Annotated in this window: 20 protein-coding genes and 1 tRNA gene; 11 read left to right on the top strand and 10 right to left on the bottom strand. The window is 37.0% G+C overall.

Annotation, left to right across the window (positions count from 1 at the left end; translation table 11 throughout):
• The first annotated feature begins 171 nt into the window (after positions 1-171).
• Positions 172-1,134 (top strand): glycoside hydrolase family 43 protein, encoded by a 963-nt coding sequence (locus tag KO02_RS20685; RefSeq protein WP_038701380.1) that lies wholly within the window; start codon positions 172-174, stop codon positions 1,132-1,134.
• A gap of 462 nt (positions 1,135-1,596) precedes the next feature.
• Here the strand turns inward: KO02_RS20685 and KO02_RS20680 are convergent, their stop codons facing one another.
• From KO02_RS20680 to KO02_RS23865, 5 genes are all read right to left on the bottom strand, one after another.
• Positions 1,597-3,429 carry a hypothetical protein gene (locus KO02_RS20680; protein WP_038701378.1) on the bottom strand — a complete coding sequence of 611 codons (1,833 nt, stop codon included), beginning with the start codon at positions 3,427-3,429 and terminating at the stop codon, positions 1,597-1,599.
• A 51-nt stretch (positions 3,430-3,480) separates the two neighbouring features.
• Positions 3,481-3,636, bottom strand: a complete 156-nt coding sequence (locus KO02_RS24035; protein ID WP_200878577.1) for a hypothetical protein — start codon at positions 3,634-3,636, stop codon at positions 3,481-3,483.
• Between the two features lie 702 nt (positions 3,637-4,338).
• Complete coding sequence (locus KO02_RS20675; protein ID WP_038701376.1) at positions 4,339-6,192, bottom strand: hypothetical protein; 1,854 nt, start codon at positions 6,190-6,192, stop codon at positions 4,339-4,341.
• 107 nt (positions 6,193-6,299) lie between these two features.
• Positions 6,300-8,132 (bottom strand): hypothetical protein, encoded by a 1,833-nt coding sequence (locus tag KO02_RS20670; protein ID WP_038701374.1) that lies wholly within the window; start codon positions 8,130-8,132, stop codon positions 6,300-6,302.
• Positions 8,133-8,164: 32 nt separating this feature from the next.
• Positions 8,165-8,332, bottom strand: a complete 168-nt coding sequence (locus tag KO02_RS23865; RefSeq protein WP_158500325.1) for a hypothetical protein — start codon at positions 8,330-8,332, stop codon at positions 8,165-8,167.
• A gap of 537 nt (positions 8,333-8,869) precedes the next feature.
• Between KO02_RS23865 and KO02_RS20665 the strand changes: the two genes are divergently transcribed.
• The 3 genes from KO02_RS20665 to KO02_RS20655 all read left to right on the top strand — a co-directional run bounded on the left by KO02_RS20665 (position 8,870) and on the right by KO02_RS20655 (position 12,214).
• Positions 8,870-10,045, top strand: coding sequence for an IS4 family transposase (locus KO02_RS20665; protein ID WP_038694773.1), 1,176 nt, complete (start codon positions 8,870-8,872; stop codon positions 10,043-10,045).
• Between the two features lie 845 nt (positions 10,046-10,890).
• Positions 10,891-12,015, top strand: coding sequence for an IS4 family transposase (locus tag KO02_RS20660; RefSeq protein ID WP_051960122.1), 1,125 nt, complete (start codon positions 10,891-10,893; stop codon positions 12,013-12,015).
• Positions 12,016-12,019: 4 nt separating this feature from the next.
• Complete coding sequence (locus tag KO02_RS20655) at positions 12,020-12,214, top strand: hypothetical protein (protein WP_038701372.1); 195 nt, start codon at positions 12,020-12,022, stop codon at positions 12,212-12,214.
• Here KO02_RS20655 and KO02_RS23860 read toward each other — a convergent pair.
• On the bottom strand, positions 12,211-12,369 hold the full coding sequence (locus KO02_RS23860) for a hypothetical protein (RefSeq protein WP_158500324.1): 159 nt from the start codon (positions 12,367-12,369) through the stop codon (positions 12,211-12,213). The two genes, KO02_RS20655 and KO02_RS23860, sit on opposite strands and share 4 nt — an antisense overlap.
• 516 nt (positions 12,370-12,885) lie before the next feature.
• Here KO02_RS23860 and KO02_RS20650 point away from each other — a divergent pair.
• The 4 genes from KO02_RS20650 (at position 12,886) to KO02_RS20645 (ending at position 16,885) form a co-directional block, all read left to right on the top strand.
• Complete coding sequence (locus tag KO02_RS20650) at positions 12,886-14,511, top strand: hypothetical protein (RefSeq protein ID WP_038701370.1); 1,626 nt, start codon at positions 12,886-12,888, stop codon at positions 14,509-14,511.
• 29 nt (positions 14,512-14,540) lie between these two features.
• A complete protein-coding gene (locus tag KO02_RS24030) occupies positions 14,541-14,696 on the top strand; it encodes a hypothetical protein (protein ID WP_200878576.1) in 156 nt (51 codons plus the stop codon).
• A 393-nt stretch (positions 14,697-15,089) separates the two neighbouring features.
• Positions 15,090-15,266, top strand: a complete 177-nt coding sequence (locus KO02_RS23855; protein ID WP_158500323.1) for a hypothetical protein — start codon at positions 15,090-15,092, stop codon at positions 15,264-15,266.
• A 29-nt stretch (positions 15,267-15,295) separates the two neighbouring features.
• Entirely contained in the window at positions 15,296-16,885 is a 1,590-nt protein-coding gene (locus KO02_RS20645) for a hypothetical protein (protein ID WP_038701365.1), read from the top strand.
• Between the two features lie 84 nt (positions 16,886-16,969).
• Here KO02_RS20645 and KO02_RS20640 read toward each other — a convergent pair whose 3' ends face one another.
• Positions 16,970-17,773 (bottom strand): tyrosine-protein phosphatase, encoded by an 804-nt coding sequence (locus tag KO02_RS20640; protein ID WP_038701363.1) that lies wholly within the window; start codon positions 17,771-17,773, stop codon positions 16,970-16,972.
• A 474-nt stretch (positions 17,774-18,247) separates the two neighbouring features.
• Between KO02_RS20640 and KO02_RS20635 the strand changes: the two genes are divergently transcribed.
• From KO02_RS20635 to KO02_RS20625, 3 genes are all read left to right on the top strand, one after another.
• Positions 18,248-20,224 carry a polysaccharide biosynthesis protein gene (locus tag KO02_RS20635; protein ID WP_038701361.1) on the top strand — a complete coding sequence of 659 codons (1,977 nt, stop codon included), beginning with the start codon at positions 18,248-18,250 and terminating at the stop codon, positions 20,222-20,224.
• 202 nt (positions 20,225-20,426) lie between these two features.
• Positions 20,427-22,589 (top strand): hybrid sensor histidine kinase/response regulator, encoded by a 2,163-nt coding sequence (locus tag KO02_RS20630; RefSeq protein ID WP_051960120.1) that lies wholly within the window; start codon positions 20,427-20,429, stop codon positions 22,587-22,589.
• 526 nt (positions 22,590-23,115) lie between these two features.
• A complete protein-coding gene (locus tag KO02_RS20625) occupies positions 23,116-24,309 on the top strand; it encodes an acyloxyacyl hydrolase (RefSeq protein ID WP_081918445.1) in 1,194 nt (397 codons plus the stop codon).
• A 31-nt stretch (positions 24,310-24,340) separates the two neighbouring features.
• Here the strand turns inward: KO02_RS20625 and KO02_RS20620 are convergent.
• From KO02_RS20620 to KO02_RS20610, 3 genes are all read right to left on the bottom strand, one after another.
• Positions 24,341-24,418: transfer RNA gene (locus KO02_RS20620), tRNA-Val, on the bottom strand.
• Between the two features lie 242 nt (positions 24,419-24,660).
• Positions 24,661-25,737: a GDP-mannose 4,6-dehydratase gene (gene gmd, locus KO02_RS20615; RefSeq protein WP_038701359.1), complete on the bottom strand. Its 1,077-nt coding sequence runs from the start codon at positions 25,735-25,737 to the stop codon at positions 24,661-24,663.
• A 9-nt stretch (positions 25,738-25,746) separates the two neighbouring features.
• On the bottom strand, positions 25,747-26,694 hold the full coding sequence (locus tag KO02_RS20610; RefSeq protein WP_038703115.1) for a GDP-L-fucose synthase family protein: 948 nt from the start codon (positions 26,692-26,694) through the stop codon (positions 25,747-25,749).
• Positions 26,695-26,855 lie beyond the last annotated feature (161 nt).

The raw sequence follows: 26,855 nt of genomic DNA, 5'->3' as shown, positions 1-26,855 counted from the left end.
GTTCATTATTCGATTTGATTAAATTTAAACTTTTAGATGGTTAGGAGAAAAAAAAGAATATGTTTCCAGAGCTTTGCCAAACGCTAAATATTAGATTGAAATAGACGAAATAGTTAGTTTTGGATAATTCCCAGAAATTTATTAATTTCAATGCTTCTAAACCGATTAACCATGAAATATATCCTTTATCCTTTAACTGCTTTAGCACTCTGTTTTTCACAGGCTGCACATGCGCAGAAAAATCCTGTATTCCCAGGTTGGTACGCTGACCCCGAGGGTATTATTTATAATAATAAATACTGGGTATTTCCTACTTATTCGGCGGCATACGAAGACCAGATTTTCTTTGATGCATTTTCGTCCAAAGATTTGGTAAAATGGGAGAAGCATCCACGTATTATTGATACGGCAGCAGTGAAATGGGCTAAAAAAGCGATGTGGGCACCTAGTGTGATCCAAAAAGATGATAAATACTACCTTTTCTTTGCGGCAAACGATGTGCATGAAGGTGAAATCGGAGGTATTGGTGTGTCGGTAGCTGACAAACCAGAAGGGCCATATAGAGATCTGTTGGGGAAGCCCTTAATCAATGAAATCGTGAATGGTGCACAGCCTATCGACCAATTTGTGTTTAAAGATAAAGATGGTCAATATTATATGTTTTACGGTTGGTGGAAACATTGTAATGTGGTCAAATTGAGTGCGGATTTTAAAAAATTGTTACCCTTTGAAGATGGTACAATCTATAAAGAGGTGACACCCGAAGATTATGTCGAAGGGCCTTTTATGTTTATCCGCGATAACAAGTATTATTTTATGTGGTCCGAAGGCGGCTGGGGAGGTCCAGATTATAAAGTCGCTTATGGAATCTCTGATTCGCCGTTAGGTCCATTTAAGCGTATAGGAACTATTCTGGAGCAGGATCCAACAATAGCCATCGGTGCCGGTCACCATTCCGTGATTAAAGTACCCAATGCAGATAAATATTATATTGTCTATCATAGAAGACCTTTGGGCAAGACCGGTGCCAACGAAAGAGAAACCTGTATAGACGAAATGACATTTGACGAACAGGGATTTATAAAACCGGTAAAAATGACCTTCGAAGGGGTGAAGTATCCATTGGTACCTTAATAGATGAATAAGTAATAAGGTATATCTCGGATTACTGCTCGTCAATCTATTCCTTACCCATTTCTAGATTCTGCTACTGCTGGCGGTATGGTCGGAGTGAGCACCTATGTTGTCGGCCTAACATTATTTTTTGTTATTCTTTGTCAATTGCTTGCTTGGATAAGTCGTGTTCGTGCCAACAACTATACGCTCTATTAAAAGTTTGGTTAGCAGGTTCAGTTAGTTAGTTAGTTAGTTAGTTAGTTAGTTAGTTAGTTAGTTAGTTAGTTAGTTAGTTAGTTAGTTAGTTAGTTAGTTAGTTAGTTCTTTAAAAAAGTAAGGGCCGTATCTTTCGAAACGGCCCTTTATTTACTTATGGGTAGATTGCTTAGCAGTAATATTAGCTAAGATCATACTTTAACCTAAATTAATTTTGTAGGTAAAATTAAGCAGTGTGTAGAGTCAAAAAAAAATGATATTCCCTTATATAGCACGTACACAACGTACATTTTTAAGTGTTGAGCTTAATACGTCAAGACCTAATAAACTAACTTTTGATAATAATTCACCAGTTCTTTTTGCTCTGACAAATTTAGTACCAGTGGGAATACCAAGCAAAGCTTGTTGTTCTGTTGTAGCAAGGTAACCATAAGTACCCAACTCAACTAAACCTAAGAGATTACCCGGTGCATCTGAAGCCCAAAATGTTGCCTGTGAACCGTAGCTAGCTCCTAAAAGATTAGCTACTGCAGTAAGGTCAAGATTAAGGAAATCATTAGGAAGTACACTTACTTGTGCTAACTGACCGTTGTAGTAGAAACGTATGTTGTTGGATGCGTCGTTAAATGCAGCATTATTTCCACCAGCTGTAGAGGTGTATTGTGCATAATTTCCAGTTGCAGTAGCTACGCCAATTGAAGAGTTAGGAGTTTCATCTCTAGCTCCTATTAAAGTACCTACACTTGTCAATAAACCACTTAATAGACCTTCACCATTAGTTACGCTAAAGTAATCTGAACTTTTTGGTTGTTTCCATAAACCTGCAGGATATACAGCAGCACATGGATCACCAGGAGTGGCAGTAAATTTCGCTGGAGTAAGAGCTCCATAAGCGAAGTAGCTATTTGCATCCGATCTTTGTTTGTTTTCTGCAAAGAAGCGGTAAGGGTTGCGTGTACCCGCTGCATAGTACAAGTTTGAACGTGACCATTTTACAGTAGTACCTGTCTGAGATAGACCTGTTGCGGTCAATGCTGACTCAACAATGTTAGCTAATAAACGGTGGCTGTTGCCTAAAGTTGGCGTGATACTATAAGAGATCTTGATAGGAGATGCTGAACCAAATGTACGGTCCACACCATCACTATGTGTAACGGCTAAATCAGATACTGAAACCTCAACATTTGATAATGTAGAAGTTCCAGCAGTATAAACATATGCAATTTTAGCATCGTTATAAGCTGCATCAATATTTGTAAAACTGTTCCAGTTAATAGCTGGTGTGTAAGTCGATGCAGAAGGTGTAAGTGCACCTGTTGCAACATCAATCGTTGCAGTTTTTAAAGCTAATCCTGATACTGAAACTGTTCCTGAGTTCATGTTTCCAAAAACACCCATTGAGTTTAACTCGATTGCTAGACGAGAGAAAGCATGTTGAAATGTAATAGGTAATGATACATCTGCACCAGGTGCGCTTGGGATAGTTACATTACCTGAAGTATACAATACATCTTTATTCTCTGGTAGTAGGATAGAAGTGCTACCCGTTGCAATTGTAGGAATTGCCTCTGCGTTATTGTATGATAAAGCAACCCATTTATATGTTGCTCCTGGAGTTACACCAATTGTAGTTCCTGTGCTACCTGTAGTAAATTGTTGGGATGAAACCACCTGTGTTCCATCAGCAGATAAAAGGTATAAACGATAGGTTACTCCAGCATTTAACGTTGCTGCGCGCAAGTTCGTATTTGCATTAGCAACTTGACCAGAGCCATTGTTTTTTTGAGAAATAACTTCTGAAGTACCATTGAAAGGTACATTGTTGTCAATACTTGAAACAACATCAACGTCAGCGTAAGATTTTACGCTCATCTTTGTTGATTTTGTATTAACGGATGATTGTTTAACTTCTTCATTCAAAGTTTGATTTTCGTTTATTCCTTTTACTGTAAGGACTAAATTTGTACCATCATACTCGTCTGTGTTTTCAGTCGAAGCGTTATTTTCTTTGGAACAGCTGGTTGCAAGCATACCTGAAGTAGCTAGAAGAACTGTGGCAACTATCCAATTTGCCTTTTTAATACCTGAAAAATTCATAAATTTTTTAAAAATCGTTAATAATTAAATATGATCTATTGGCTGAATAGATTACGCTTCCCCATTTCCTTCTCCACCTAGACCTTCTCCAAAACCACCATCAGATGGAAGTGGTGTTCCTTGTGAACCTGCGGCAATGCCCTGCTCTAATTCTACTACGTGCTCCTCAATCGTTGGCGATACGTACATTTTTTTTGTGTTTTTCATAGTGTTAATTTAAATTTTCCTGTATATGTGATAAAAAAATTTTTTTGACAAAATGGTCCAGACTCCAGAAATTACGCTGTCTGGATTTTTTATATTCAACTAAAATCATGTCCGAATTCGAATATATAACTTAATATAAGTTCGTTTGAATATGAATAAGTGTTAACTAGACCTGTGCTATGTTTTAACCAGTAATTTGATTATTCGATAATATGGCCAAGCATATCAATATGTCTTGTTATCTGGTTTAGTAAACGTAAGCACAGATTTGCTATGTGCTATTAGCTTTTTATTGTGATACAACATGTTGTATTTCAATAGGTAATATATGTGTAAACTTTATTTGTTAGTAAATCACATGTTTTGATTATGTAATTTTATAACTTATAACGCACGAAAGTACTAAATTAATTATTGTTTCACAATACACTTTTTGATTTGTCATTTTTTTTTGACAATAAGGTAAGTTTTTATTTATATATGTTATAACGTCGATAATGTTAGGTGTGGTGAGAAAGACTGATGCGTGCCTGTAATTTTATGGTTACATCTGGTAAGATGTGTTTTTGATATTTTATTTGGAAGGAAATGGGGGTTGTTCCATTTTGTTGTTATCCTAAAAAGACAAGAAGATTCTTTAAAGAATCTTCTTGTCTTTTAATTGCGAATCGGATTTCACAAAAATTACTATTGTAATTAGCTTTATAAAACAGGATATGGGTTGTAAGTTGGTGAGGCACTTGCGGTGCTCCATGATGCATCGCGTACGCAGCGGACATTCATAAAGCCCGAACCTATAAGCCCGAGTCCCAATAAATCGATGTTTAGAAGGCCTGCGCTTTTGGTGGCAATGGCTCTTTGGGGTTGAAATAGCGATTGATTTTTTGTGGATCCCAGGAGTCCCCATGCGCCAACACCAGTACTTAGCTGATCTAACAGTCCACCGTCTAATACGCGGTCACTCGTCCAAATACCTGCAGTGCTTCCAGCTTCGATTACCGTCAGGTTGATGAGCCCATTTGCTAAGGTGACATTATTTTGGACACCGTTGTAATAAAATCTTACCCTATTTGAACGCGAGGTTGTACCTCCGTAGGCGGGATTGAACCCAGCTGTAACGGGATATTCGATATATATAGTGCCATAATTTGAGCCCGGGGTTGCGGGCATGGTGCCCAATAAGTCGAGCACGCTTCCGAGGGCACCATCAAGTAGCCCTTGGTTGGATGTCAACGGACTTATTTCAGCTTGAGATGGTGTTTTCCAAAGACCAGCAGGGTATACCAAAGAGCAAGGGTCTTTTTGATTTGCTGGATTTGCTGAAGCTAATCTACCGGGAAAGTGTCCTTTAAAAGAAAAGAAACTTTCTTGTTGATTTGGCAGGTAAGGGTTGTTGGCATAGAAGCGGTAGGGTGTTATTGCTCCAAGCACGTCCGTAGTTCTATAAAAGAGGTTAGATCTTGCCCATTTAGTTGTGCCTAGTGTTAATGCAGATTCTGCAATACCGACCATGAAGCGGTGATTCTTACCGCGCTCAGGTGTAATCGATTTGCTCTGCGTGAGTGTACTGAGGAAAAAATAACGTTTTGTACCGTCATCTAGCTTGATTGTTAAGTCGGATAAAGTTAATGTTAGGTCTTTTGCGGGTTGACCTGCGGTGTAAAAATAAGCTACTTTTTGATAAGCATCACTACCCACTGGATCTATATCGGTAAAATCGGTCGAGGTTAATGCTAGATCGGTTCCCGTTGTTAAGCTTCCGATAAATTCGCCTGTTGTCAGGTCAATCGTTCCCGTTTTAAGTATTTTATCACCGGTTACACTGATAGTGGGTGTTGATTCCATGGGTCCGAAAATACCTAAGGTGTTTACTTCTACAGAGATGCGTGCAAATACACGATTGAAGTTAATCGCAATGGGAACTGTAGCTCCGGCAATGACCAGATCTGTGTTAGATGTGGCGTAGAGTACGTCTTTATTTTCCGGTAAGATAAAATTATTGTCCACTCCACGGTCAGGAACAGTATCTGTCTTTGAGTTGTAGGATACTGCTACCCATTTGTAGGTTCCGTTGCTTAATTGGATCGGGTTCTCGCCGCTTGCAGTAAGTTCTACTGATTTTGTATAGGTGTAGATACCACTATTGTTTTTGTATAAAAATAAACGGTAAAGTGTGCCTCCTTCCATTGGCGAGGATGCTGCACGCATGCCGTTCGTCGCTTTTATTCCTGCTTTGGCTAATGTAGCAGGTGTTGCTGTGGTGACATTGTTGTCTACTGCGATGATAGCATCAAATCCGCTTCCTTCAACTATATTGATCGTATGTTGATGGGGTGTTGTGGACTTAGAGGTGCTGGATTTAGTTCCATTTATAATGTTGCTGTCGCCTTCGTTGATACCGCTGATGCGAACAGTGATTTGGCTTTGTCCATCTGGAATCTCTTGCCCGGTTTGGTTATTGTTTTTATTGCAACTGCTGGTGATTGCGAGTGTGCTACACGCTAAGAATGCTAGTAACAAAATCTGATCCATTACATTTTTCCTGAAAATCTTCATAAGTTGTATTATTATTTAAAATGCAAGAGCCGCTCCTATTGGAGTGGCTCTTGTTTTATTTGCGTTTGACTTAGTAAGCAGTTGCTACTAAGGGGGTATTATGTTATCTAGTTAGGATAAACCGGCATTGGGTTGTAACCTGGGGCTGTGCTTTTTGCTGCCCAAGTTGCATCACGTACACAACGTATGTTCATTAATGGGGAGTTGATGACACTTACTGCGCCAAGAAGACCTGCGCTTAAAAGACTTGTTGTTCTGTAGGCTTTGTAATTACCGCCTGTAGTATGTCCTAAGTGATATTTTACTCCAAGATTGATGAGAGGAGATCCGATTAAGTTTTCACTTGTCCAAAATGCGTTGTAACTACCGTAAGTATTGCCCAATTCAAGAGTAATTAAATTATTTAATGCCCCTAGTGTGTTCATATAGCCATTATAGTTAAAGCGTAATCTGTTTACTGACGAAGTCGCTGCGCCATATGCACTGTTGTTGCCTGTGGTTGGTGTAAATTCAGAATACGTAGCGGTTGCTGTTGAACCTACTACTTGAGCAGCTAATAAATCTTGTACAACTACTAATGCATCTATTCCTGCAATATTTGTTAAACTAAGTTCGCCTAATAATGCGCCAAGTAGATCTTTAGAGGTTACATTGTCTAATTGTGCGCCGGTAGGTATTTTCCACAAACCTGCGGGATAAACCAATGCACAAGCATCTACAGCAGCATTTGCGCTTGCTAATACGCGTGGGCGATGCGCTCCAAAAGAGAAGAAGCTGTTAGGGTCGTTTGTCTGTGGATTGGTGTGGTAAAAGCGGTATGGTGTCGGATCGTTTGGTTTATAGTATAAATTTGATCTGGACCATTTTGCCGCGCCAGTGTCCGAGCCAAACGACAATGCAGACTCTGTGATGCCTACTAAGAAGCGGTGGTTTTTGCCACGTTCAAGTGTAAGTGATTTGCTTTGAGACAAGGGTGTTGCGCCAAAGGTACGTTCGGTGCCATTATCAATTTGTATTTTTAAATTGGTTACGGATACCGTTAGGTTTTGAGCTGTTTGGTCTGCTGTGTAGTAGTAGGCGACCTTTCTGCTGGCGTTGCCATCGAGATTTGTAAAGTTGACCTCTGTAAGAGCTGGGACACCTCCGGATGGTGCTACTGTAAGAGCTCCGGTGATTAAGTTGACCGTTGCTGCTTTTGCGCTTTGTCCTGTTACTGCAATAGTGGCAGAATTAATTGGAGCAAACATACCTAAGGTATTGACCTCAATAGCGACTCGGGCATAAAGACGGTCAAAAGTAATATTTAAGGGAGCAGTATTGCCATTAACGACAATATCAGTAGTTCCTGATGATGCATAAAGTACATCTTTGTTCTCAGGTAATACGATGTTGCTTGATATATCTGCGTTAGGTATTGGGTCTGTATTGTTGTATGACAATGCTACCCATTTGTAAGAGCCATTTGGTATCTGAATCGGTGCTTCAGCTCCGGGCGTAAATTGCATTGATGTTGTAAAAGTATAAGTGCCGCCATTATTTTTATATAAATATAAGCGATATGTGGTGGTTGATGTTAACGGTGTAGAGGCTGCTTTTAATCCGCTTGATGCTCGTAGTCCAGCTTGAGAAAGTGGGGAGGCGTTAACAGAAGGTGCGTTGTTATCTACTGCAACGATAGCATCGAAACCGTTGGATTGAACCAATTCGATAGAATGAGTGGAGGCAGAAGTTTTTGATGTACTTCCTTTTGCTCCTTTTGTAGAAATATTTTCGCCATCGCTGATGCCCGCAATGCGAACGATGAGTTGGCTATTTCCTGTTGGAATCTCTTGATCCGTCTGGTTATTGTCTTTACTACAGCTTGTTATAGCTAACGTGCCCAAAGCCAAAAAAGCGGCAAGAGCAAACTTACTCGCTATATTATTATTGATTGTTTTCATATTGTTAAAATTGTTAGTTAGGGTTAGTGAAATTAAAAGCCGTCTACTTCCCAACCGCTTGCTCCTGCACCATCTTGCTCATTAATAGTAGGTGCCCCTGGTTGTGCACCTCCTGATCCTGCGGCAATACCTTGTTCTAATTCGACTACAAGCTCCTCAATAGTCGGGGCTACGTACATTTTTTTTGTGTTCTTATTCATAATGTTATTGTTTGGATATACTAATGTCTTGTATTATTGTGGTTAAAATTAAACTATGATTAATTAATATTATTATTCATACGTGTTTTGAGGGAGTTATAGCATTGCCATATGGAAGGTATGTGTCTTTAAAACCTGTTCATCCTTGTCCGGTAAATGCTTTACCCTCTTTTACTGATGGTTATAACCTGTTAAAATATGTTTTCGCTATGTAATATTACGAACTAATAACAATTTTACAAAATAAAAGTTTAAAATATTTTATTTCCTTTTAATTTCAAATTGAGATAATCAGTTTCTTTATTGTTTGTTTAAACAAGGTATTAAATTTCAAAAAGGTGTGCAATTGTGATTATGATAATTTAATGGCATTTTTTCTAATTTAATTTTATTGATTGAAGTAAAAGTAGGACTAATGTTTTAATCTATGTATCCTGTCCATTAAATTTCAGTAGCGTCCTAAACGTTGAAAAAAGTGGCGGTGTTTTGCTATAGCAAAGTTGCTATATTTAAATCGTCAAATTTTAACACACCGCCATGGTAAATTTAAACGTTTTTAGTCAGATTTTATCACTTATCGACCGCGAATTATTCAAGGTTTTGGTTGCTAAGCACAAGAGTGACAAACATTGTAAAGGGATCAACAGCTGGACGCATCTTGCTAGCATGTTGTTTTGCCATTTTTCTTCTGCAGATTCAGTTCGTGATATCAGTAATGGCTTACGTAGTACGACTGGTAATTTGAACCATTTAGGTGTTGGTAGAGCACCCAGCAAGTCCAATATTTCCTATATCAACAAGCACCGCACCCATGAACTCTTTAAAGATCTGTACTTTTCGCTATTAGATAAGCTATGGCAAAAGGATACCCATTTGCGCAAAGATCTAACGCAATTAAAGCGCAAGGTTTATCTGATGGATGCCAGTATCATCCCTTTATGTTTATCTGTATTTGACTGGGCTAAATTTAGAAGCACCAAAGGTGCTGTAAAACTGCACACTGTGCTGGATTATGATGGATGTCTTCCTGTTTTCATGCAGATTACAGACGGGAAAGTTCATGAAAGCCAGCGTGCGGGTAGCTATAGTTTTTCCAAAGGAAGCGTTGTAGTGGTGGATAGAGGTTATGTGGATTACAACTGGCTCGGGGATTTGGACAGCAGAGGTTGTTATTTTGTTACCAGGAGTAAAACTAACATGAAGTACAACGTTATCAAGTCATACCAGAGTGAAGCACTCCTTGAAAAGGGAATCATTAAAGATGAGATCATTGAGCTTTCTGGTCCATCAGCAGATAGATACAACTCTAAACCATTACGCTTGATTCACTTTTGGGACAGCAGCACAGACAACCAGTACCACTTTCTGACAAATAATATCCAATGGAAGGCATCACTAGTAGCTAACATTTATAAACAGCGATGGCAGATCGAGATTTTCTTCAAGCATCTGAAGCAACGCTTAAAAATATCATCTTTTGTGGGTACTTCTGAAAATGCGGTCATGATCCAAATATGGACTTCGTTGATTGGAATATTACTGCTCAAATACCTTCAGAAGAAGGCTAAATACGATTGGAATCTGTCTAACTTGGTCGGGTTTATCAGGATGAATATATTCGTGAAAATAAATATATGGCAATGGATAGATGATCCTTTTATCAGGCCACCAGTTAAGGGTAAAAATGGACAGCTACAGATATTCTCAGACTAAAAAATAGGGTCAAAATTGAAATTATCTAAAAATAGATACTGTTTCAAGGGAAACACGCGCCTAAAATTTATTTAGGACGGAAGTGATTAAATTTAATATAAATTTAATGACAACTAGTTTTGTTTTAACTTTCAGTCATTAATTTTATGTTGGGCATATTTCGTTTTTTTTTAAGATGTTTATAAAAATTCAAAATTTGGATTGATAAACAACTAAGAAAATATTTATTTGAAAAATAGGGAATTTCTATCCTTTTTTGATAAACCCTTATTTTTTTTCTTGTCGCATATACATATAAGAATGTTTTTTAGCCTCCTTGTTCTTAAAAAGAATTCTTACCAAATCTGATATCCTTTTTTAACCTTTTTATTCGAGTTATTCATCTATGCTGTTTTTTAGCTAAAACGATATTTTAATCATGAATCGACACTTTATGGGCTATCATGCCTGCAATTAAGTAAGTGAGTTTTTATAGTGATAAGTTAATTGATTTCTATTGATCTATTAGTTAAAACTAGCTGATTCAATAATATTTATGAACTGTAGTGAGCATTTAGGCCTGTAGAAACTCGTCTACAAAATTTTAACTCAAGTTGGAAATAACTTTTCTGAAGAATCAACTTTTATACCATTGGTGTCATAATTATTGCTTTGCAAACTATTTTTTGAAAGGACATATAATTGTGTATGGTGGCTTATTGGTGAAGATATATAAATAGTTTTTTAAACATTTTGACTTTAGTACATGACAAAACTCACAAGTATCTAAAAACCAATAAAATAATCTCCTGTTAATTTGGTTAAAAGGCTGAAATTCAGTAAATTAAAGGATTATTATTCAGGTAATGCCTTTAAAAAAGAACTCCAGCCTTAGGGCTAAAGATACAGACTTATTGACACTATTTAAAGCTCATATGAGCAAAGATCTTCACCTAGCCAGGATCCGACTTGTTTGCCTATTCGTAACAGCGCTATGCAAAACAAAGTCTGTGAACTTTGTGAAAGTGTCTGCAGGATTTGACTCTGCAAGCCTAGCCTCGAGCTGCATGCGGCGCATACAGCGCTTTATGGCGGAGGCAGAATTGCCGATGAAGCTTATCAGTTCTTTGATATTCAGTATGCTACCTGTAAAAGGAAAGCTAATATTGGTCATGGACCGAACAAATTGGAAGTTCGGGAGCAGTAATATCAATATCTTGATGTTGGGCGTGATATACAAAGGTGTGGCTATTCCCCTTCTATTTAAGATGCTTGACAAAAGAGGAAACTCCAACACACAGGAACGGATCGATCTGATGCAGAACTTCATCGATTGGTTTGGCCTGGATCAGATTGATTGCCTATTGGCCGACAGGGAGTTTGTGGGAGATCTCTGGCTCAACTTCTTAAACCTCAATAATATTCGTTATCATATCAGGATACGTAATAACTTTAAGGTCTTCTTACCAAGAAAACAATCTTTTATCAAAGCTTCCTATCTGTTCAATTCGATAAAGGTTAAGCAATATCAACATTATCAGCATATTGTACAGCTAGGCGGAGAACTTTGCTATCTATCGGCCACAAAATCTAGTGCGCAAGGAAAGATCGAATTGCTTATACTGGTCTCTTTTAATAAGCCTGATGAAGCATTGAGGTATTACAAAGAACGTTGGCAAGTCGAAACCCTTTTCAAAGGAATGAAATCCAGTGGGTTCAATATCGAAGATACACATGTAACGGCACTCGACAGACTTGAAAAATTAATGATGCTTACTATGTTGGCGTTTATCTGGTGCTATCTTATCGGAGACTACATTGATCGGGAAATAAAACCGATAACGATCAAGAAACACGGCAGAAAAGCAAAATCTGTATTCAAATATGGACTCGATTATCTCGCTGAAACACTCCTGTCTGGATATAATAAATTGGATTTCTGTACTATACAAAATTGTCATGTACTTAGCATTTTGACACATAAATTTTAATAGCATGAGTTTGCAATTTTATCAAAAAACAAAAAGTAAAGCGATGTTGGTCCTTGTGGCCTTTGTCTGTGTGGCATCGTACTCTTGTAAAGAAGCACAAGACAGTATCGTGAATGATAGTGCTGTAGAGAAGGTAAATCTTTTGGGTGTTGCGAATAGTGACGCTAATAATGGACCTAAAGCTGGTGCTGCTCATTAAGAAGAGCAGGTGGTCAACGTTACTTTTTCAAAGATTTCATCTTTTAACGTCATATTGACTTCCAGCACACCCAATCCGGTGGGTAGTGAGTCTAGTGCGAATCTTGCTGATGCAACAACGGACCGACCAGCTTTGGATGAAAATGTGAAATTCACAGTTTTGATATATGCACAAGCTGGTTCTTTATAGCTGGTACGACGAAAATCATGGCAACTGTTGGGGGGAAGAGAAAAACAGTGTTCAATTACTTATAGTCTTAAGGATTTGATGAATTTACAATAATAAGTTATCATGGATAATAAATTGAAAAAGTATATATAAGCCTAAAAGCTATGGCTTCTGTTGTAGAATTATGGGATTGTGGGTTAAATGTTAAGTGTCTTTAAATGGTTTAAGGTTTTGTTGTATATCGATACCTGGTTAAGTTAATCTGTCTTTTTGTAGTAATACAACTACAGGAAAATTTATAATGTAGAGGAATGTCGTTCATTCTCATTTATACAGCTACTTTTGCGTAAGAATTTATTTCTAAGTAAATCTATTTACTTAGAAAGTATATAAAACATTGTCGATTTTTGATTTTCTATGGACGCTTTTTTTTGTCACATTCAGCCTGGTTGACTTGCATATCATCATGTTTCTAACATAATCAATAAATAATTAAAAAAAGAATGATTTCTCAATTTTATCAAAAATCCAAAGGTAAAGTCATGATGGCAGTTGTTGCTTTCTTGTGCTTAACTTCGTACTCGTGTAAAGAAACACAAGACAGTATTGTAAGTGGTGATACTGTAGTTAAAGTAAACCTTTTGGGTGTTGCTACTCCGGCTTCAAGTAATGGAGCAAAAACAAAAGCAGGTGCTGCTTCTCATCAACAAGATGTTCAGGTGTCTTCAGTACCTTTCGCTAAAGGAAGTACCTTGACTGCAACATTGACAACAGATGCTCCAGCTAACCAGGCAAATGGCCTACGTGCAGGTACTAGCCGTGCAGCTGCAGCAGCATCAACAGGTACTTTTAACTTAGCTAATGGTGTAAAATATGCGGTGTTGGTATATGATAGCAATGGTGATTTTGTGTCTACAAAAGAATTTAATGCTGAAGAGACAAATACAGAGATTGCTTTGAATGCAGGTACATATACTTTTATTGCTTACTCGACGAATGAAACTTCAGTTCCTTCTGTAGAAGGCGTGGGTAGTTTATCGACAGCTTCTTTAAAAGATATCAGTGCTGACTTGATGTACTTCAAAGGTGAATTGGAAGTGAAACCTGGTGTAACGAATACGTTGAATGTTACTTTGAAACACCAGTACAGCCAGATCACGACAAAGATATTCGTAGCTGAAGGTACAATTGGTACTATTGGACAAATCGTTGCGCCAACTATAACACCATCGCATGCAAGTGCAAGTTTGACATTTGCAGATAATAAAATTGTTTATAACGGTGAAGCTAATCAAAATGTTGCTGTAGCGTTTCCAGGTTTCACTCCTGGTTCTCTTGTAGCAACTAGTACACCAACATTATTGATTCATGATGAATTATTAAAAGGTGCTACGCTTACTTTTGGTACTTTGGAAATTGGTGGAGTTGTGAATAATAATTTCTCTTTTGATAAATTGAATATCGTACCAGGTCAACGTTATAACTTGAACCTAGAGTATAAGGTATGTACGGGTGAAGTTGTTACGAGTGGAATGAATTGGAATTTCCCTATTTACGGTAATCCAGGTGATGGTGCAGTTATCAGAAATTTCATCGTTAACGATGTATTCCAAGTTGGTCCTTTTAATGCTGCAAATGGATCGATCATATCTAGTGAGATTACTGCTCCAGCTGCTGATTACGGTTTTGTATTTAATATCTACTCGCTAGACAATTCATTTAATATGAATGTGAATGGGGTGAATATCGCAAATCAAGAGTTACAATTTGAAGTTTTTGAAGCCGGTCTAGGTACAGCTCAGACCATTGGGTTTACAGATGGAACACGTCATGGTGCTGGTGGTATTCCTCAGGTATGGGCCAAGGGAATGGAAGGAAATTACACAACACAAACGAATCCATTAATCCAAGTGAACATTGACCAAGCTGGATATGTGACTGTATTCGGTAGAAAATCTGCAGATGGTGAATTATTACCAATGAAAATGCTTGATAATAAGCCATTCAATAATGTTAATTGGAAAGGTGGGGCTGAATCAAACTCTGTGAAAATAACACAGCGTGTGGACAATGCAACAGGTATACAGGGCTTTGGAAAAGGTCTGAAAAAAGGTGCTTGTAAGAATTAATTTCAAATAATATTAAAGAATACAATAAGATGAACAACGAATTGAAAAAAACATATACAAGCCCAAAAGTAGAAATGACTACGATTGAATTGGAGCAAGGTATTGCGGCTGGATCTAATCCAACTAATAATACAATACAGGAATCATGGGGTAATGGTGAGGATGATAACCGTACTTTTTCTTAAGTAAGTAGTAACTATATGAAACAAAAAACTCTCGACCCAAAAGGTCGGGAGTTTTTTTTTGCTCAAAAGGAAAATATAAACTATGTATTTTCTTTTTTTTAATTTTTTATTAACCACATTCTGTATTGTTAATTTATTGATATTTAGTTAAATGGAATTTGTTTTGGCCGACTTGTTATCTCTGTGGCATTTAATCTACAATTACAAATTGTTATTTCAAAATTCGAATTTTGTGTTGAACTATTATCTACTTTCGTCAAAATTTTAAATAAAAACAGACTGTTTAATGCCATATAAATCTTGTACAGTTCAATGTTTGAGTTGCTGAGTTTCGGCTTAAAAGTAGTTTCGATATAAAATTTTGAACAAAATATTAATAACAATAATAAAAGAATGAAAACAACAAATGAAAATTTGACCAACAATAAAGGTCAAATACGCTATGAAGCGCCACGAGTAAATCTTCAGTATGTAGAACTTGAATACGGTATTGCGGCGGGTTCTGTGGAAAGCAATTTAAAAGAGTCTTGGAACACAGAAACGCAGGCACAAGAACAAGAGTGGAACTAACCTAATTTCATTACATCCATAATAAACTGATGAACAATTTTAAATTAAAAATAGGCCTAGCCTCTAGCTTAGCTGTACTATTATTTCTAACTTCTTGTAATAAAGATACAAATATAGTTCTAACCGAAGGGTCTACAATACGCTTAAATATAGGACAAGCCTTTGCGAAACCAGATCCAATAAAAGTAGGTTCGGTAGGTAAAAGTTACGTATCTGCTGTCCAAAAAGTTGAAATACCATTTAATAATGAATACACATTGGAGGCGACATTGACTCCGGTATATACTACTTCTTCGAGTCGTACTTTGAAAGGTTCGAATCGTGCGGAATCTGTCGATACTGGGCATAAGGAAGGTCAGTTAAAAGCAGGTACAGTATATGCTGTAGCAATTTTTGATGCTTCAGGTAACTATAAAGAAACAAAGTCCTTTACTCAGGGTAATGGCACACAGGATTTTTCTATTGCTAAAGGAAATTATACATTTTTGATATATGCTTCAGGTACAGGAAAAGGATTGCCAACTATTCCAGCAGATGCGACTTTGAACACCGTTAATTTTGGGGGTTTAAAAGCTGATGTGGATTTTATGTTGGATCAGGTACCGTTTGAAGTAAAGGACGGCCAAAATGTATTGAATGCAGATTTAGACCACTTATTTACCCAAGTAACGTTAAAGTTTGATTCTTCGAAAATATCTGGTGCAACAGTGATCGGTGGTGCTACAGTAACACCATCTAGTGTTAGCGCTAATGTAAAACTGTCTGATGGGGCTGTTTCTTATGCTGCCACTACTGAGGAAGTTAGCTTTACATTACCGACTAAGACTGGTAAAGTAATTGTGTCGGATTCGACTTTTATTACAACAGCATATACGGAAACGGGTATTGTTAATTTAACAGGATTGTCGATTAATAATAGTATAGCTAAACCATTTTCATTCAAAAATCTGACTTTCAAACCAGGTGTTAAATATATCTTAGAACTTTCGGTGAAAGCGCCAGTTAGTGTAAATATTGGAGGTGAAGTTTGGGCATTGGGTAACTTGACGTATGAAAATGGTGTATACGGTTTCGCTGCGACTAATGATGCTTCTGGTGATTATTGGTTCCCAGGTTACCTAAAACCAAAGGTGATTGATGCTGCTAATACGAATCCTAGTCCATCAGAAGGAATTAATGGTTTGCAAGGTGACCCTTGTGCATTGGTATTACCATTGAATACTTGGAGACTTCCTACAAAAGCAGAAGCAGATAAATTGATTTTGCGAACAAGGGAGACAGGTAGTGGAGAACAAGGAGCTGATAATCCAAAAAATGTGAGTCAATGGCGAGTGGGCAGGTTTGTCATTAATTATAATGGATCAGCGTCAAAAGTAGGTATGTTCTTTGGTAGACAGGATGACCCCGGTGTTAATCGCACTAATTATTTGTTTTTCCCTTTTTGGGGTTCCTATAATGATAATAATACAGGAGATGGATTTAATAGCCAAGGAATGTATTTACTTGCGGACACACAAAGGTTGTATATGACAGGAAATGCAAATGATTTTGGAGATTCTGCTCGTACGGAATCAGCGTCAGCAAATTTTGCGGCTCAAATCCGTTGCGTGAAAAACTAAAATTTTAATACATTTATCTACCGTGAATTATAAAAAAAGGGTTCTTTTCCAAATGGAGAAGAACCCTTTTTTTATAAAATCGATTTAACCTGCTATGGTGTGTTGCCCTTTGCTGGCATTGATATGGTCCAATAAAGTTGGATTCAAAATAGTACAGGTCTTCAACATCTCTCTAACAGGATATTTTTCTACGATATCTTTGAGTTGGTGTAGATGCTTGTCGTGGTGAAGATCTGTTCCGACAAAGTCATACATGCCTGATTTTAATAGCGTCATGGCAATGGCTTTAACGTCAACACCATAATAACGACTTAGTGAAAGTAGGTTTAACTGCAAGAAACATCCTGCGTCTTTGATTTGCTTATAGATATCAAAGTTGCTATGGTAATAATTGTAGCGTTCTGGATGTGCCAAAATCGGTTTATAGCCTAGTTTCTGAATATTCAAGATGGTTTGAAATAAGGCTTTGGACTCAGAAAGATAGGACATTTCAATTAAAACGTAACCACCTGGAAGGAGACAAAGGTCATTATTTTGTATAAGTGTATGCAAACCGTCATCTATCATATGTTCCGCAGCTGCAAATATTTCTACTTCACTTCCCGATTCTTTTAACCCGTCACTTAAAGCACGGTGTGCTTGCTCGATGCTAAATTTAGTGTTCGGATGTACACCTTCCATAATATGGGGTGTGCAGATAAACTTCTTAAAACCTAGGTTATGGAGTTCTTTGATATAGCCCAAGGATTGCTGAACGGATTTACTACCGTCGTCGATTCCTGGAAGCAGATGATTGTGCATGTCGACTTCGAGGAAGTCTAATTGTGTTAGAGATCTAACAGAAGTTGATTTTTTCTTTTTTAAAAATAAATTAGTAAAGAAGGTCATTTTTAATAGTAGTAATGTTTTTGATAAAGTAGATTAAAGCAATTGATGTTCGTTTTTTATTGTGATTTTAAATCCGATCATTTATTGTTTTGACAACAGTATATTTTCCCCAAAATGTTGTCGTTAGTTGCTGGTCAAAGAGTATGCCACTTTTGGGTCTTAACAAGTCGTTAAGATTTAAGTTGCTTCATTCAAACGGAATGTAACGATATTTTTGCTTTAAGTGGAATGCCTATCTGTCATTAAATAAAATTTTTATCAACAATTTGTTACAATATTTGTTATGTCAACTGCCATAGCATGGGGATGAAGACATATCGGTGCATAAATTATGATATTAATTTCAATTCTAGCAGAATTGTTAGAATTTATGTAACTTGGTATAGTGCTACTGATTATAAGTTATATAGCTGTCATATTGCTAAGCACAAACTAACCTCATTTTATAAAGATTAAATACTTAAATGTAAAGTTATGATAGGTTCTTGGGGGGATTTGAAAAGGCGTCTACGTAAATATAATCCGAGATGGGTTATCCTGATGATTGATATGTTTTTTGTAGTTGCCAGTTATTTGCTTGCCAACTATATCTTTTTTAATATTAAGGGTACGCCGGAGGTTATTTTGATTTTTCAGAAACTGATGATCGTATTATCGGTTTATTTTACTCTATTTCTCAGCCATAGCATTTTTAAAGGAATCGTACGTGAAACTGGTATCCGAGATACCATTAAAATCTTTAAAACGGTAGCAATGGGCTATATTGTTCTGCTTTTCATAAACTTACTTGTCCGAATATTTATTGATAAGGGAACAGTTGCAGGTGATGTATTACGACAATCTTATCCTGTACTGACGATACAAGCCTGTATTTTGATGGTCATTATGGTCGGTGCTCGGGTTGTTTATCGAACCTTATTCGATTACCTCTTCTTGCCTGCTAGAAAATTGGAAAATGTGTTGATTTTTGGTGCTTCGCGTCCTGGTTTGACATCCTACTCTTTGTTGAGAGAAGATGGTAGAGTTAAATATCAGGTTATTGCTTTTGTTGAAGATCAATTGTCCCGCATTGGTAAGCGTCTTGCTGGTTTGAAAATATTGGATATTTCCGAGATTAATAAAAGCTATATAAAAAAATATAGAATTTGTGAAGTAATCATAGCTGTAGAGAATAATGATCCGGAGCGATTACAATTTGTATCCGATTGGTTTCATGAGCTGGGTCTTGAACTTAAGATCATGTCTCCAGCTCGAATCTTACCAAATGCAAGATCTGGACGTGAAATACGTGCTTTGAAAATTGATGATTTATTGGGTCGTAAGCCGATAAAGTTGGAACATCAAGAAATTGAAATCGCAATGGAAGGCAAGGTTATTTTGGTAACAGGTGCTGCAGGATCTATTGGATCGGAGTTGGCTAGGCAGATTGCCAAACGTGCTTATAAAAAATTGATTTTGGTGGATCAAGCCGAATCACCCTTATATGATATTCAGCAATCGATTAAATGTAGTCAACTTGAAGATATGCATTGTATCGTTGGTGATGTTCGCAATTATGGTTTTATGCAAAAGGTATTTGCAGAACATAGACCTGACTTTGTATTTCATGCAGCTGCATATAAGCATGTACCATTGATGGAAGCTAATCCTTATGAATCTATACAAACCAATGTTTTGGGAAGCAAGAATATGGCCGATCTGTGTATGGAATATGATGTCCAGAAAATGGTCATGGTTTCTACTGATAAGGCTGTCAACCCAACGAATATCATGGGGGCGACTAAAAGAATGGCAGAAATTTATATTAGCAGTTGTGCTGGTAAGTCTAAAACAAACTTTATCATTACCCGTTTTGGAAATGTTTTGGGATCCAATGGCTCGGTTATTCCTTTGTTTGAAAAACAGATGGAGCAGGGCGGACCACTGACATTAACTCACCCTGAGATAACCCGGTTTTTTATGACCATTCCGGAAGCATGTTTATTGGTGCAGGAAGCAGGTATCATGGGCAATGGAGGAGAAATATTTGTTTTTGATATGGGGAAGTCAGTACGCATCATTGATTTGGCTAAACGGATGATTAATCTGAAAGGATATCGTTATCCAGAAGATATCGATATCAAAATCGTAGGGTTGAGACCAGGAGAGAAAATCTATGAGGAGCTTTTGGCTAATAATGAGAATACAATCAAAACACATCATCCAAAAATTATGATTGCCAAAGTTAATCATGATGATCTGATGCAAAAAGTGCAAATGATAAACGATTTATGTCTACAAATGGTTAATTCGCATATGATGTTTCCGGATTACATGAGTTTGGTCAGAAACATGAAAAAGATTGTTCCGGAATTTAAATCTCGAAATTCAGAATTTGAGATTTTAGATACTGAAATCTTGGATAATAGGACTTCAGAAGTACCCATATACCCAATAACCAAGAAGGCATAAGTTGCGTGTTTAATAAAGTTTGTTTCGCAGTTGCGATAAACAGCATTTATTTGCTGTAAAAAAAATAAGCCTCCTTTCTGAGCAATATAGAGATTACTGTGCAACTCTATTGAAAATGCGGACTTTTCATGGACTTTGGTGTAATTGTGTACCTGTGTTTTTTGCGAATAGATGATAAATTTATTTCGTGTCGTTTAATGAAATGCTTAACTTTACGGAAAAATATAGTCCATTGTCAACTTCTAAGAGTAAAAAAACATTTATATTAAGGAAGCTATTAATTGGTGCATTAATGGCTTCATTTGCTTACCTGATTGCGATATTTATTTATCAATATCTCGAGCAACAAAAAGTTAAGGAGCGCCTCACATCGTACACGTCTTCTTATCAAGAATCTTCAGCCTTATTTCCGGTTTATTCAGCTTATAGTGAGGCTGATAATCTTTTCAGACTCTATACTGTAAATTTTGAAGATGACACTTATTTGGCTTATAAGCTAAAGCTTGATACCATCAAGCTTTATGTTGATTCGATATCATCGTTGCCTTTAGCAGATGATATCATGCAGATGAGTACTTTGGATATGGAGCAAAAGAACTTATTAGCGCAAGAGTTTGTCGGATTGAAACAAACAGTCGATCAGCTAATATTTTTCACAAATGATTCGCTGTCAACATTATCTTCTTCAGCTAAAGCAACTGTTGAAGCTCCTCGATTTGAACGTGCAGATTCCGTGATGAATCGAATTATGAGAGATACTTCATTCAATTCATTGAAACAGGATACGACAATTAGAAAGAAAGAAAAACTATTTAACCGTATTTTCAATGCTAAAAATGATACGCTCGTTGCAAATACAATCACTCAAGATTTTAATACTTCCCAACGTGATGTGATATCGAAACAAATCGAATATCTGATAAAACAGAATAAGATTGTATATGCGCAAAATGTGAAAAAGCTGCAACAGAAGTTTAAAGCTCTACAGAATAAAGAGAAGGAGCTTATTCAAGCGAATCGTAACCTTTTGGATAATCTACGTAAAGGAATCGATAAAATTAAAGCATTCGAAATAGAAAGTCTCAGAAAAGCGGAAGAAAAGGATTTAGCGGTATATAAACAAAGTACCATCAATTTTAGAAATCAACTTGTTGCTTCTTTGGCTATCATTTTATTGATGATGGTTTTTATTTTCTATTATCAGTCCAATGCGGTATCCTATGAGCGTAAATTGCAAGAAGAAAAAGACTATGCAGCGAAGATTGCAAGCGAAAAAACGACAATTTTGGCTAGTGTAAGCCATGAGGTCCGGACACCGATTAACTCGCTCTTAGGTATTATCGATATTTTGAGAAAAAGTGGAAGTCATGAGGTAATCGATGAGGAGTATCTGGATTCGGCTTCTCATGAGATTGAGGTTATCAATAGTACGGTTAATGATATCTTGAACATCAGTAAGTTGGAAGCGGGGGTGCTAGACGTTGAGTATGATTTCTTCTCACCTTATCAGGTAATCGATGATATCATCCATTTGCATAGGCACCATGCTCAAAAGAAGAATATTAAGTTCATTAAGAAATTGGATATCGATTCAAAATTGTTGATCTGTAGTAGTGAGTTTCGAATGAGGCAGATCGTGTCCAACTTACTCAGTAATGCCATTAAATATACCGAACTGGGTGATGTAAATATTCACGCTTATATAAAGGTGAAAAACGGAAAATCTTTTTGCTTTGTCGAAGTGAAAGATAGTGGACGTGGTATAGCACTTGAAGAACAGGTTTTGGTTTTTAGACCTTACTATATGGCAGGCTCAAAAGTTCAGTCGAGTAGTTTTGGGTTGGGACTTTATATCTCCAAATTGTTTGTCGAACAATTACATGGAAGCCTTGATTTGGAAAGTGTTTTGGGAAAGGGCTCGACATTTACTTTGTCATTTCCGATTAAAGAATCTAAGACTGAACAAACTCATGCGGAACTGTATACGTTAGCAGATCTTTCACCAGACCTTCAAATTGCTATTGTAGATGATAATCGAATCAATATTCTTTACCTGAAGCATTACTTCAAAGATTTTGCGAATGTACATGTTTTTGAAAAAGGTCAAGATGCTTTGGAATATCTGCAACACAATCCGGTACAGCTGGTGATTACTGATTTGCATATGGCAGTTATGAATGGTTGGGAATTGCTTGAAAAAATACGGAATAATGGGGCATGGCAGTACATTAAAGTTTTTGTGTTTACTGCAGATAATATGTATTTTGAGATTGAACAACAAAATCAGAAAAATCAGTTTGATGGGAAACTCAAAAAACCATTGGATGCGCATGATTTGATTACATGTATTCGAAAAGTTAAATAAAAATATTTTTTTGTATACAGATGCTCCTCATCTTTATGTGGAGCATCTGTGTATTTTTAAGTTAAATCCTACCTTGAAAATCGAGCTAGTGCCTTCGATTTAAAATCCATCTATTTTATATTAGACCTGTAGTTTGCATGATACTAAAGATTAGAATCTTTGTGAAATGATTCGTACAATAGCACGGCAAGGATGCCGTGCTATTCTTGTTTACAGGTATTGTATATATAAATGCTGTGATCTCAGTTTATGTAATAACGGACTATTATTCTGATTTTTGGGGAAGGCTATTATTTAAAAAAAGATAGATTGAATGGTAGTGAAATCTATTTGGATATTATTCGTTAAATTTGTCGATTTACGTCAAACAAAGCATTCTTAGCGCTTGTTATGAATAGTGCAATAGTTATTGTTCATAAATGAATAGCGTTTTATTTATTTTTATCGTTCAGGCGACATGGAAATCGTAAACTAGATTGCTAAAGTTTGTTATTAATCTTATCAAAACATTTTAAAGGCTTATTTAATGCTAGCAAGAATTTTTACTTTTTTCACTTTATCTTTTATTTCCTTCCACCTGAGCGCTCAGGTAAGCCCCCGAACCGATAGTTCCCAAGACTCCAGTAAGCATATAATTCCGTCAAAAGTACGATTGATCTTTCAGCTCGAACATGAAAGTGGAGGTGAACTTAAATTGAATGAGCGAGCTAAAGAAACGCTTGCTGATTCTTATTATAGTGGTATCAATTTTAGAGTGGGTTTCCAGAGTAATTACGAAGACTCTGTTAAGAGCATTTATAATCAGATCTATAATTATCCGATTTATGGTGTAGGGTTATATAGCAGTACTTTTGGTCAAGAACATCTTGGAAAACCTTTTGCATTTTATGGATTTGTTGCTGTCCCGATCGCTCCTAAGACAAATAGTAGATGGAACTTTAATTATAGGATTGCGCTGGGTTTGTCAGGTCGATTTAATCCTTACAACGAAGAAGAGAATCCATTTAATTTGATTATTGGGAGCAAAAACAATGTGTTTATTGATTTGGGTTTACAGGCTAACTACCGCGTGACTAGGAAAATTCACTTGGGCGCAGGATTGGCATTTCATCATTTTAGTAATGGCGCTTTGGCATTGCCTAATACGGGAATCAATTTATTGCCTTTGAGTGTATCGGCTACTTATATACCGTCTAGCCAACCTTTTGATTTTAGAAAATACCCAATTCCACCAATGGAAGAAACGCATGAACTCCGCTTTAATTATGCCTTTGGATTCAAACAGATTAATCGTGATGACGATAGACAGTATTTTAAGTCAACATTGGGAGCTTATTATAGCAAACATCTGGGCTATAAGTGGCGTGTAGGTGCTGGAATGGATGCATTCTATTCGGCAAGTGGCAATGATAGTAAAATAGCCGGTGATAAAGCGGGTAGGCTATCGGCGTTAATCTCTTATGGTCCTGCTTTATATTTTGACCATGTACTCAATACCAGGCTAAATATTAATGCAAATCTCGGAACTTATTTACATCGAAATGAATTTAACGGAGAGGGAAGCCCAGTGTACCTTCGTATTGGCGTACGTACTAAAGTTTATAAGGAAGTTTTTGCTGGCGTTTCTATTAAGGCTCATGGTGGTAAAGCCGATTTTATTGAGTGGACGACCGGTTATGGCATTCGGTTAAAGAAGAAAAACGTGAAACAAAATGACTAATAAAAAAAGAGCATCTTGATAGATGCTCTTTTGGTGGAGACTACTGGGTTCGAACCAGTGACCCCTACCTTGTCGAGGTAGTGCTCTAAACCAGCTGAGCTAAGCCTCCAATTGTTTTATGGTCTAACCTGAATCAGGGCAAGATGACTCCATTTGTTTAATAACTGCTGCAAAGAAAGCAATTTTTTATAAATAAAAAAATCAAATTCAAAAATATAGGTTAAATTAATTGGGAATCTGATTTTTTAATCTATTTTTCGTATAATTTAGATAAATACCAAGCATTTTGTGAAGCTATGCTTGGTATTCATCCTTGTGTTGAGCTATATCATGATCATGTTAACCGGATGATTAATGATAGCTATTGTTTTTTGCTAAAGCGATATCGCAATCCATCATCTCTTTGACCAAACCTGCCAAGTCATACTTTGGCTTCCAACCCAATTGTGTATTTGATTTGGTTGGATCGCCCACTAATAGATCTACTTCTGTTGGTCTGTAGTATTGTGGGTCAACTTTTACTACAATTTTGCCGATTTCCAATTGATAGTCTGGATGGAGGCAAGCTTTAACTTTTGCTACTTCAGATGCATCATTACCTTGAAATTCCAATTCGATACCTACTTCAGCAAATGCCATTCGAACAAAATCACGTACATAGGTTGTTACGCCGGTTGCGATAACAAAGTCTTCAGCAACATCTTGTTGCAAAATACGCCACATCGCTTCAACGTAGTCTTTGGCATGTCCCCAATCGCGCTGGGCATTGAGGTTGCCTAGGTATAAACATTCTTGTTTACCTAATGCAATGGCGGCTGTGGCCATCGTAATTTTTCGTGTTACAAAGGTTTCGCCTCTACGTGGCGACTCGTGGTTGAAAAGAATACCATTGCATGCATACATATTATAGGCCTCGCGATAGTTCTTTGTAATCCAAAAGCCATATATTTTTGCCACCCCATAAGGAGAACGCGGATAAAATGGAGTTGTCTCTTTTTGTGGAACTTCTTGTACTAACCCGTAGAGTTCGGAAGTAGATGCTTGATAGATACGTGTCTTTTTTTCCAAACCCAAAATACGGACTGCTTCGAGGATGCGTAATGCCCCTAGACCATCGACATTGGCCACGTATTCCGGTGAATCAAAGGATACTTTGACGTGAGACATGGCTCCTAAATTGTAGATTTCGTCAGGCTGTACTTCCTGAATAATACGAATGATATTGGTTGAATCTGTTAAATCACCATAGTGCAATTTGAAATTGACATTATTTTCATGCTGATCCATGTAAATATGGTCAATGCGTTGTGTGTTGAAGGATGAGGCTCTGCGCTTGATGCCGTGTACCATATAGCCCTTTTCTAATAATAACTCTGCTAAATAGGAACCATCTTGTCCTGTTACACCGGTGATTAATGCAGTTTTCATATTGAATACTTATAATTTTACTTCTTTATAATTGTCTTGGTTTTCTAAAAACCATTGATATGTACGTTTGATTCCTTCTTCTAGTTGAACGAGATGCTTCCAACCTAATTGGTGCATTTTGCTTACATCCATTAATTTTCGCGGTGTACCATCGGGTTTGCTGCTATCCCAAATGATTTCGCCTTGATGCCCGACTACAGATTGAATCAGATTGGCTAAATCTTTAATGCTTAAATCTGTACCTGTGCCCACATTATATAGGTAATCGGGCAGTTTATTCTCTAAAGTAAAGGATACGGCAGCAGCTAGATCATCTACAAACAAAAACTCGCGTAATGGACTCCCCGTTCCCCATAGTGTCACTGCTGTGTTCCCTAGCAACTTAGCATCGTGAAATTTGCGTATCATCGCAGGTAAAACATGTGAACTTGTCAAGTCAAAATTGTCATGAGTACCATACAGATTGGTTGGCATTAAACTGACATAATCCTTTCCAAACTGATTGCGGATAGCTTGACATAATTTTACCCCTGTGATTTTAGCTAAAGCATACCATTCATTAGTGGGCTCGAGACTATCCGTTAATAAACTGGATTCTTGTAATGGTTGTGGTGCAAATTTAGGGTAAATACAGGAAGAACCTAAAAAGATAAATTTTTCTACATCATGTTGTAGGGATTCATGAATCAGATTGTTCTGAATCTGCATATTATCCATTAAAAATTGATAGGGGTAGTTATTATTGGCTAATATACCTCCTACTTTGGCGGCAGCATCAATCACAATGTCCGGTTTTTCTTGTTTGAAAAACTTTTGTACTTGAGACTGATTGCGAAGGTCCAATTCACTGGAAGTGCGTAAAATGAAATTTTGATAGCTTAAATCTTCCAATTTTCTTTTTACTGCAGAACCTACCATACCGCGGTGACCGGCTATGTAAATTTTCTTATTTTTCATATTTCTTGTTTTTCCGCCTTCCCGACCTAAAATACCTATCGTGATTTCTTTTAAACTGAAATGCAAATTACGAAAGAATTTCTGGTATTTTAAGTTAATTAATGCTGTAAAATGAACTGACTTGGCTTTTTGATCATCGATAAATTTATTCTATGGTAGAA

This window comes from Sphingobacterium sp. ML3W (assembly GCF_000747525.1).
Classification (GTDB): Bacteria; Bacteroidota; Bacteroidia; order Sphingobacteriales; family Sphingobacteriaceae; genus Sphingobacterium.
This window is presented reverse-complemented; position numbering and strand designations above follow the sequence as displayed.

Coding starts and splice junctions, on each gene's coding strand:
- KO02_RS20670 (WP_038701374.1), bottom strand. CDS start 8,132: ATGAAAACAATCAATAATAATATAGCGAGTAAGTTTGCTCTTGCCGCT.
- KO02_RS24030 (WP_200878576.1), top strand. CDS start 14,541: ATGAACAACGAATTGAAAAAAACATATACAAGCCCAAAAGTAGAAATG.
- KO02_RS20680 (WP_038701378.1), bottom strand. CDS start 3,429: ATGAATTTTTCAGGTATTAAAAAGGCAAATTGGATAGTTGCCACAGTT.
- KO02_RS20640 (WP_038701363.1), bottom strand. CDS start 17,773: ATGACCTTCTTTACTAATTTATTTTTAAAAAAGAAAAAATCAACTTCT.
- KO02_RS24035 (WP_200878577.1), bottom strand. CDS start 3,636: ATGAAAAACACAAAAAAAATGTACGTATCGCCAACGATTGAGGAGCAC.
- KO02_RS20630 (WP_051960120.1), top strand. CDS start 20,427: ATGCTTAACTTTACGGAAAAATATAGTCCATTGTCAACTTCTAAGAGT.
- gmd (WP_038701359.1), bottom strand. CDS start 25,737: ATGAAAACTGCATTAATCACCGGTGTAACAGGACAAGATGGTTCCTAT.
- KO02_RS20675 (WP_038701376.1), bottom strand. CDS start 6,192: ATGAAGATTTTCAGGAAAAATGTAATGGATCAGATTTTGTTACTAGCA.
- KO02_RS20655 (WP_038701372.1), top strand. CDS start 12,020: ATGAGTTTGCAATTTTATCAAAAAACAAAAAGTAAAGCGATGTTGGTC.
- KO02_RS23865 (WP_158500325.1), bottom strand. CDS start 8,332: ATGAATAAGAACACAAAAAAAATGTACGTAGCCCCGACTATTGAGGAG.
- KO02_RS20665 (WP_038694773.1), top strand. CDS start 8,870: ATGGTAAATTTAAACGTTTTTAGTCAGATTTTATCACTTATCGACCGC.
- KO02_RS20660 (WP_051960122.1), top strand. CDS start 10,891: ATGCCTTTAAAAAAGAACTCCAGCCTTAGGGCTAAAGATACAGACTTA.
- KO02_RS23855 (WP_158500323.1), top strand. CDS start 15,090: ATGAAAACAACAAATGAAAATTTGACCAACAATAAAGGTCAAATACGC.
- KO02_RS20685 (WP_038701380.1), top strand. CDS start 172: ATGAAATATATCCTTTATCCTTTAACTGCTTTAGCACTCTGTTTTTCA.
- KO02_RS20650 (WP_038701370.1), top strand. CDS start 12,886: ATGATTTCTCAATTTTATCAAAAATCCAAAGGTAAAGTCATGATGGCA.
- KO02_RS20635 (WP_038701361.1), top strand. CDS start 18,248: ATGATAGGTTCTTGGGGGGATTTGAAAAGGCGTCTACGTAAATATAAT.
- KO02_RS20645 (WP_038701365.1), top strand. CDS start 15,296: ATGAACAATTTTAAATTAAAAATAGGCCTAGCCTCTAGCTTAGCTGTA.
- KO02_RS20610 (WP_038703115.1), bottom strand. CDS start 26,694: ATGAAAAATAAGAAAATTTACATAGCCGGTCACCGCGGTATGGTAGGT.
- KO02_RS20625 (WP_081918445.1), top strand. CDS start 23,116: ATGCTAGCAAGAATTTTTACTTTTTTCACTTTATCTTTTATTTCCTTC.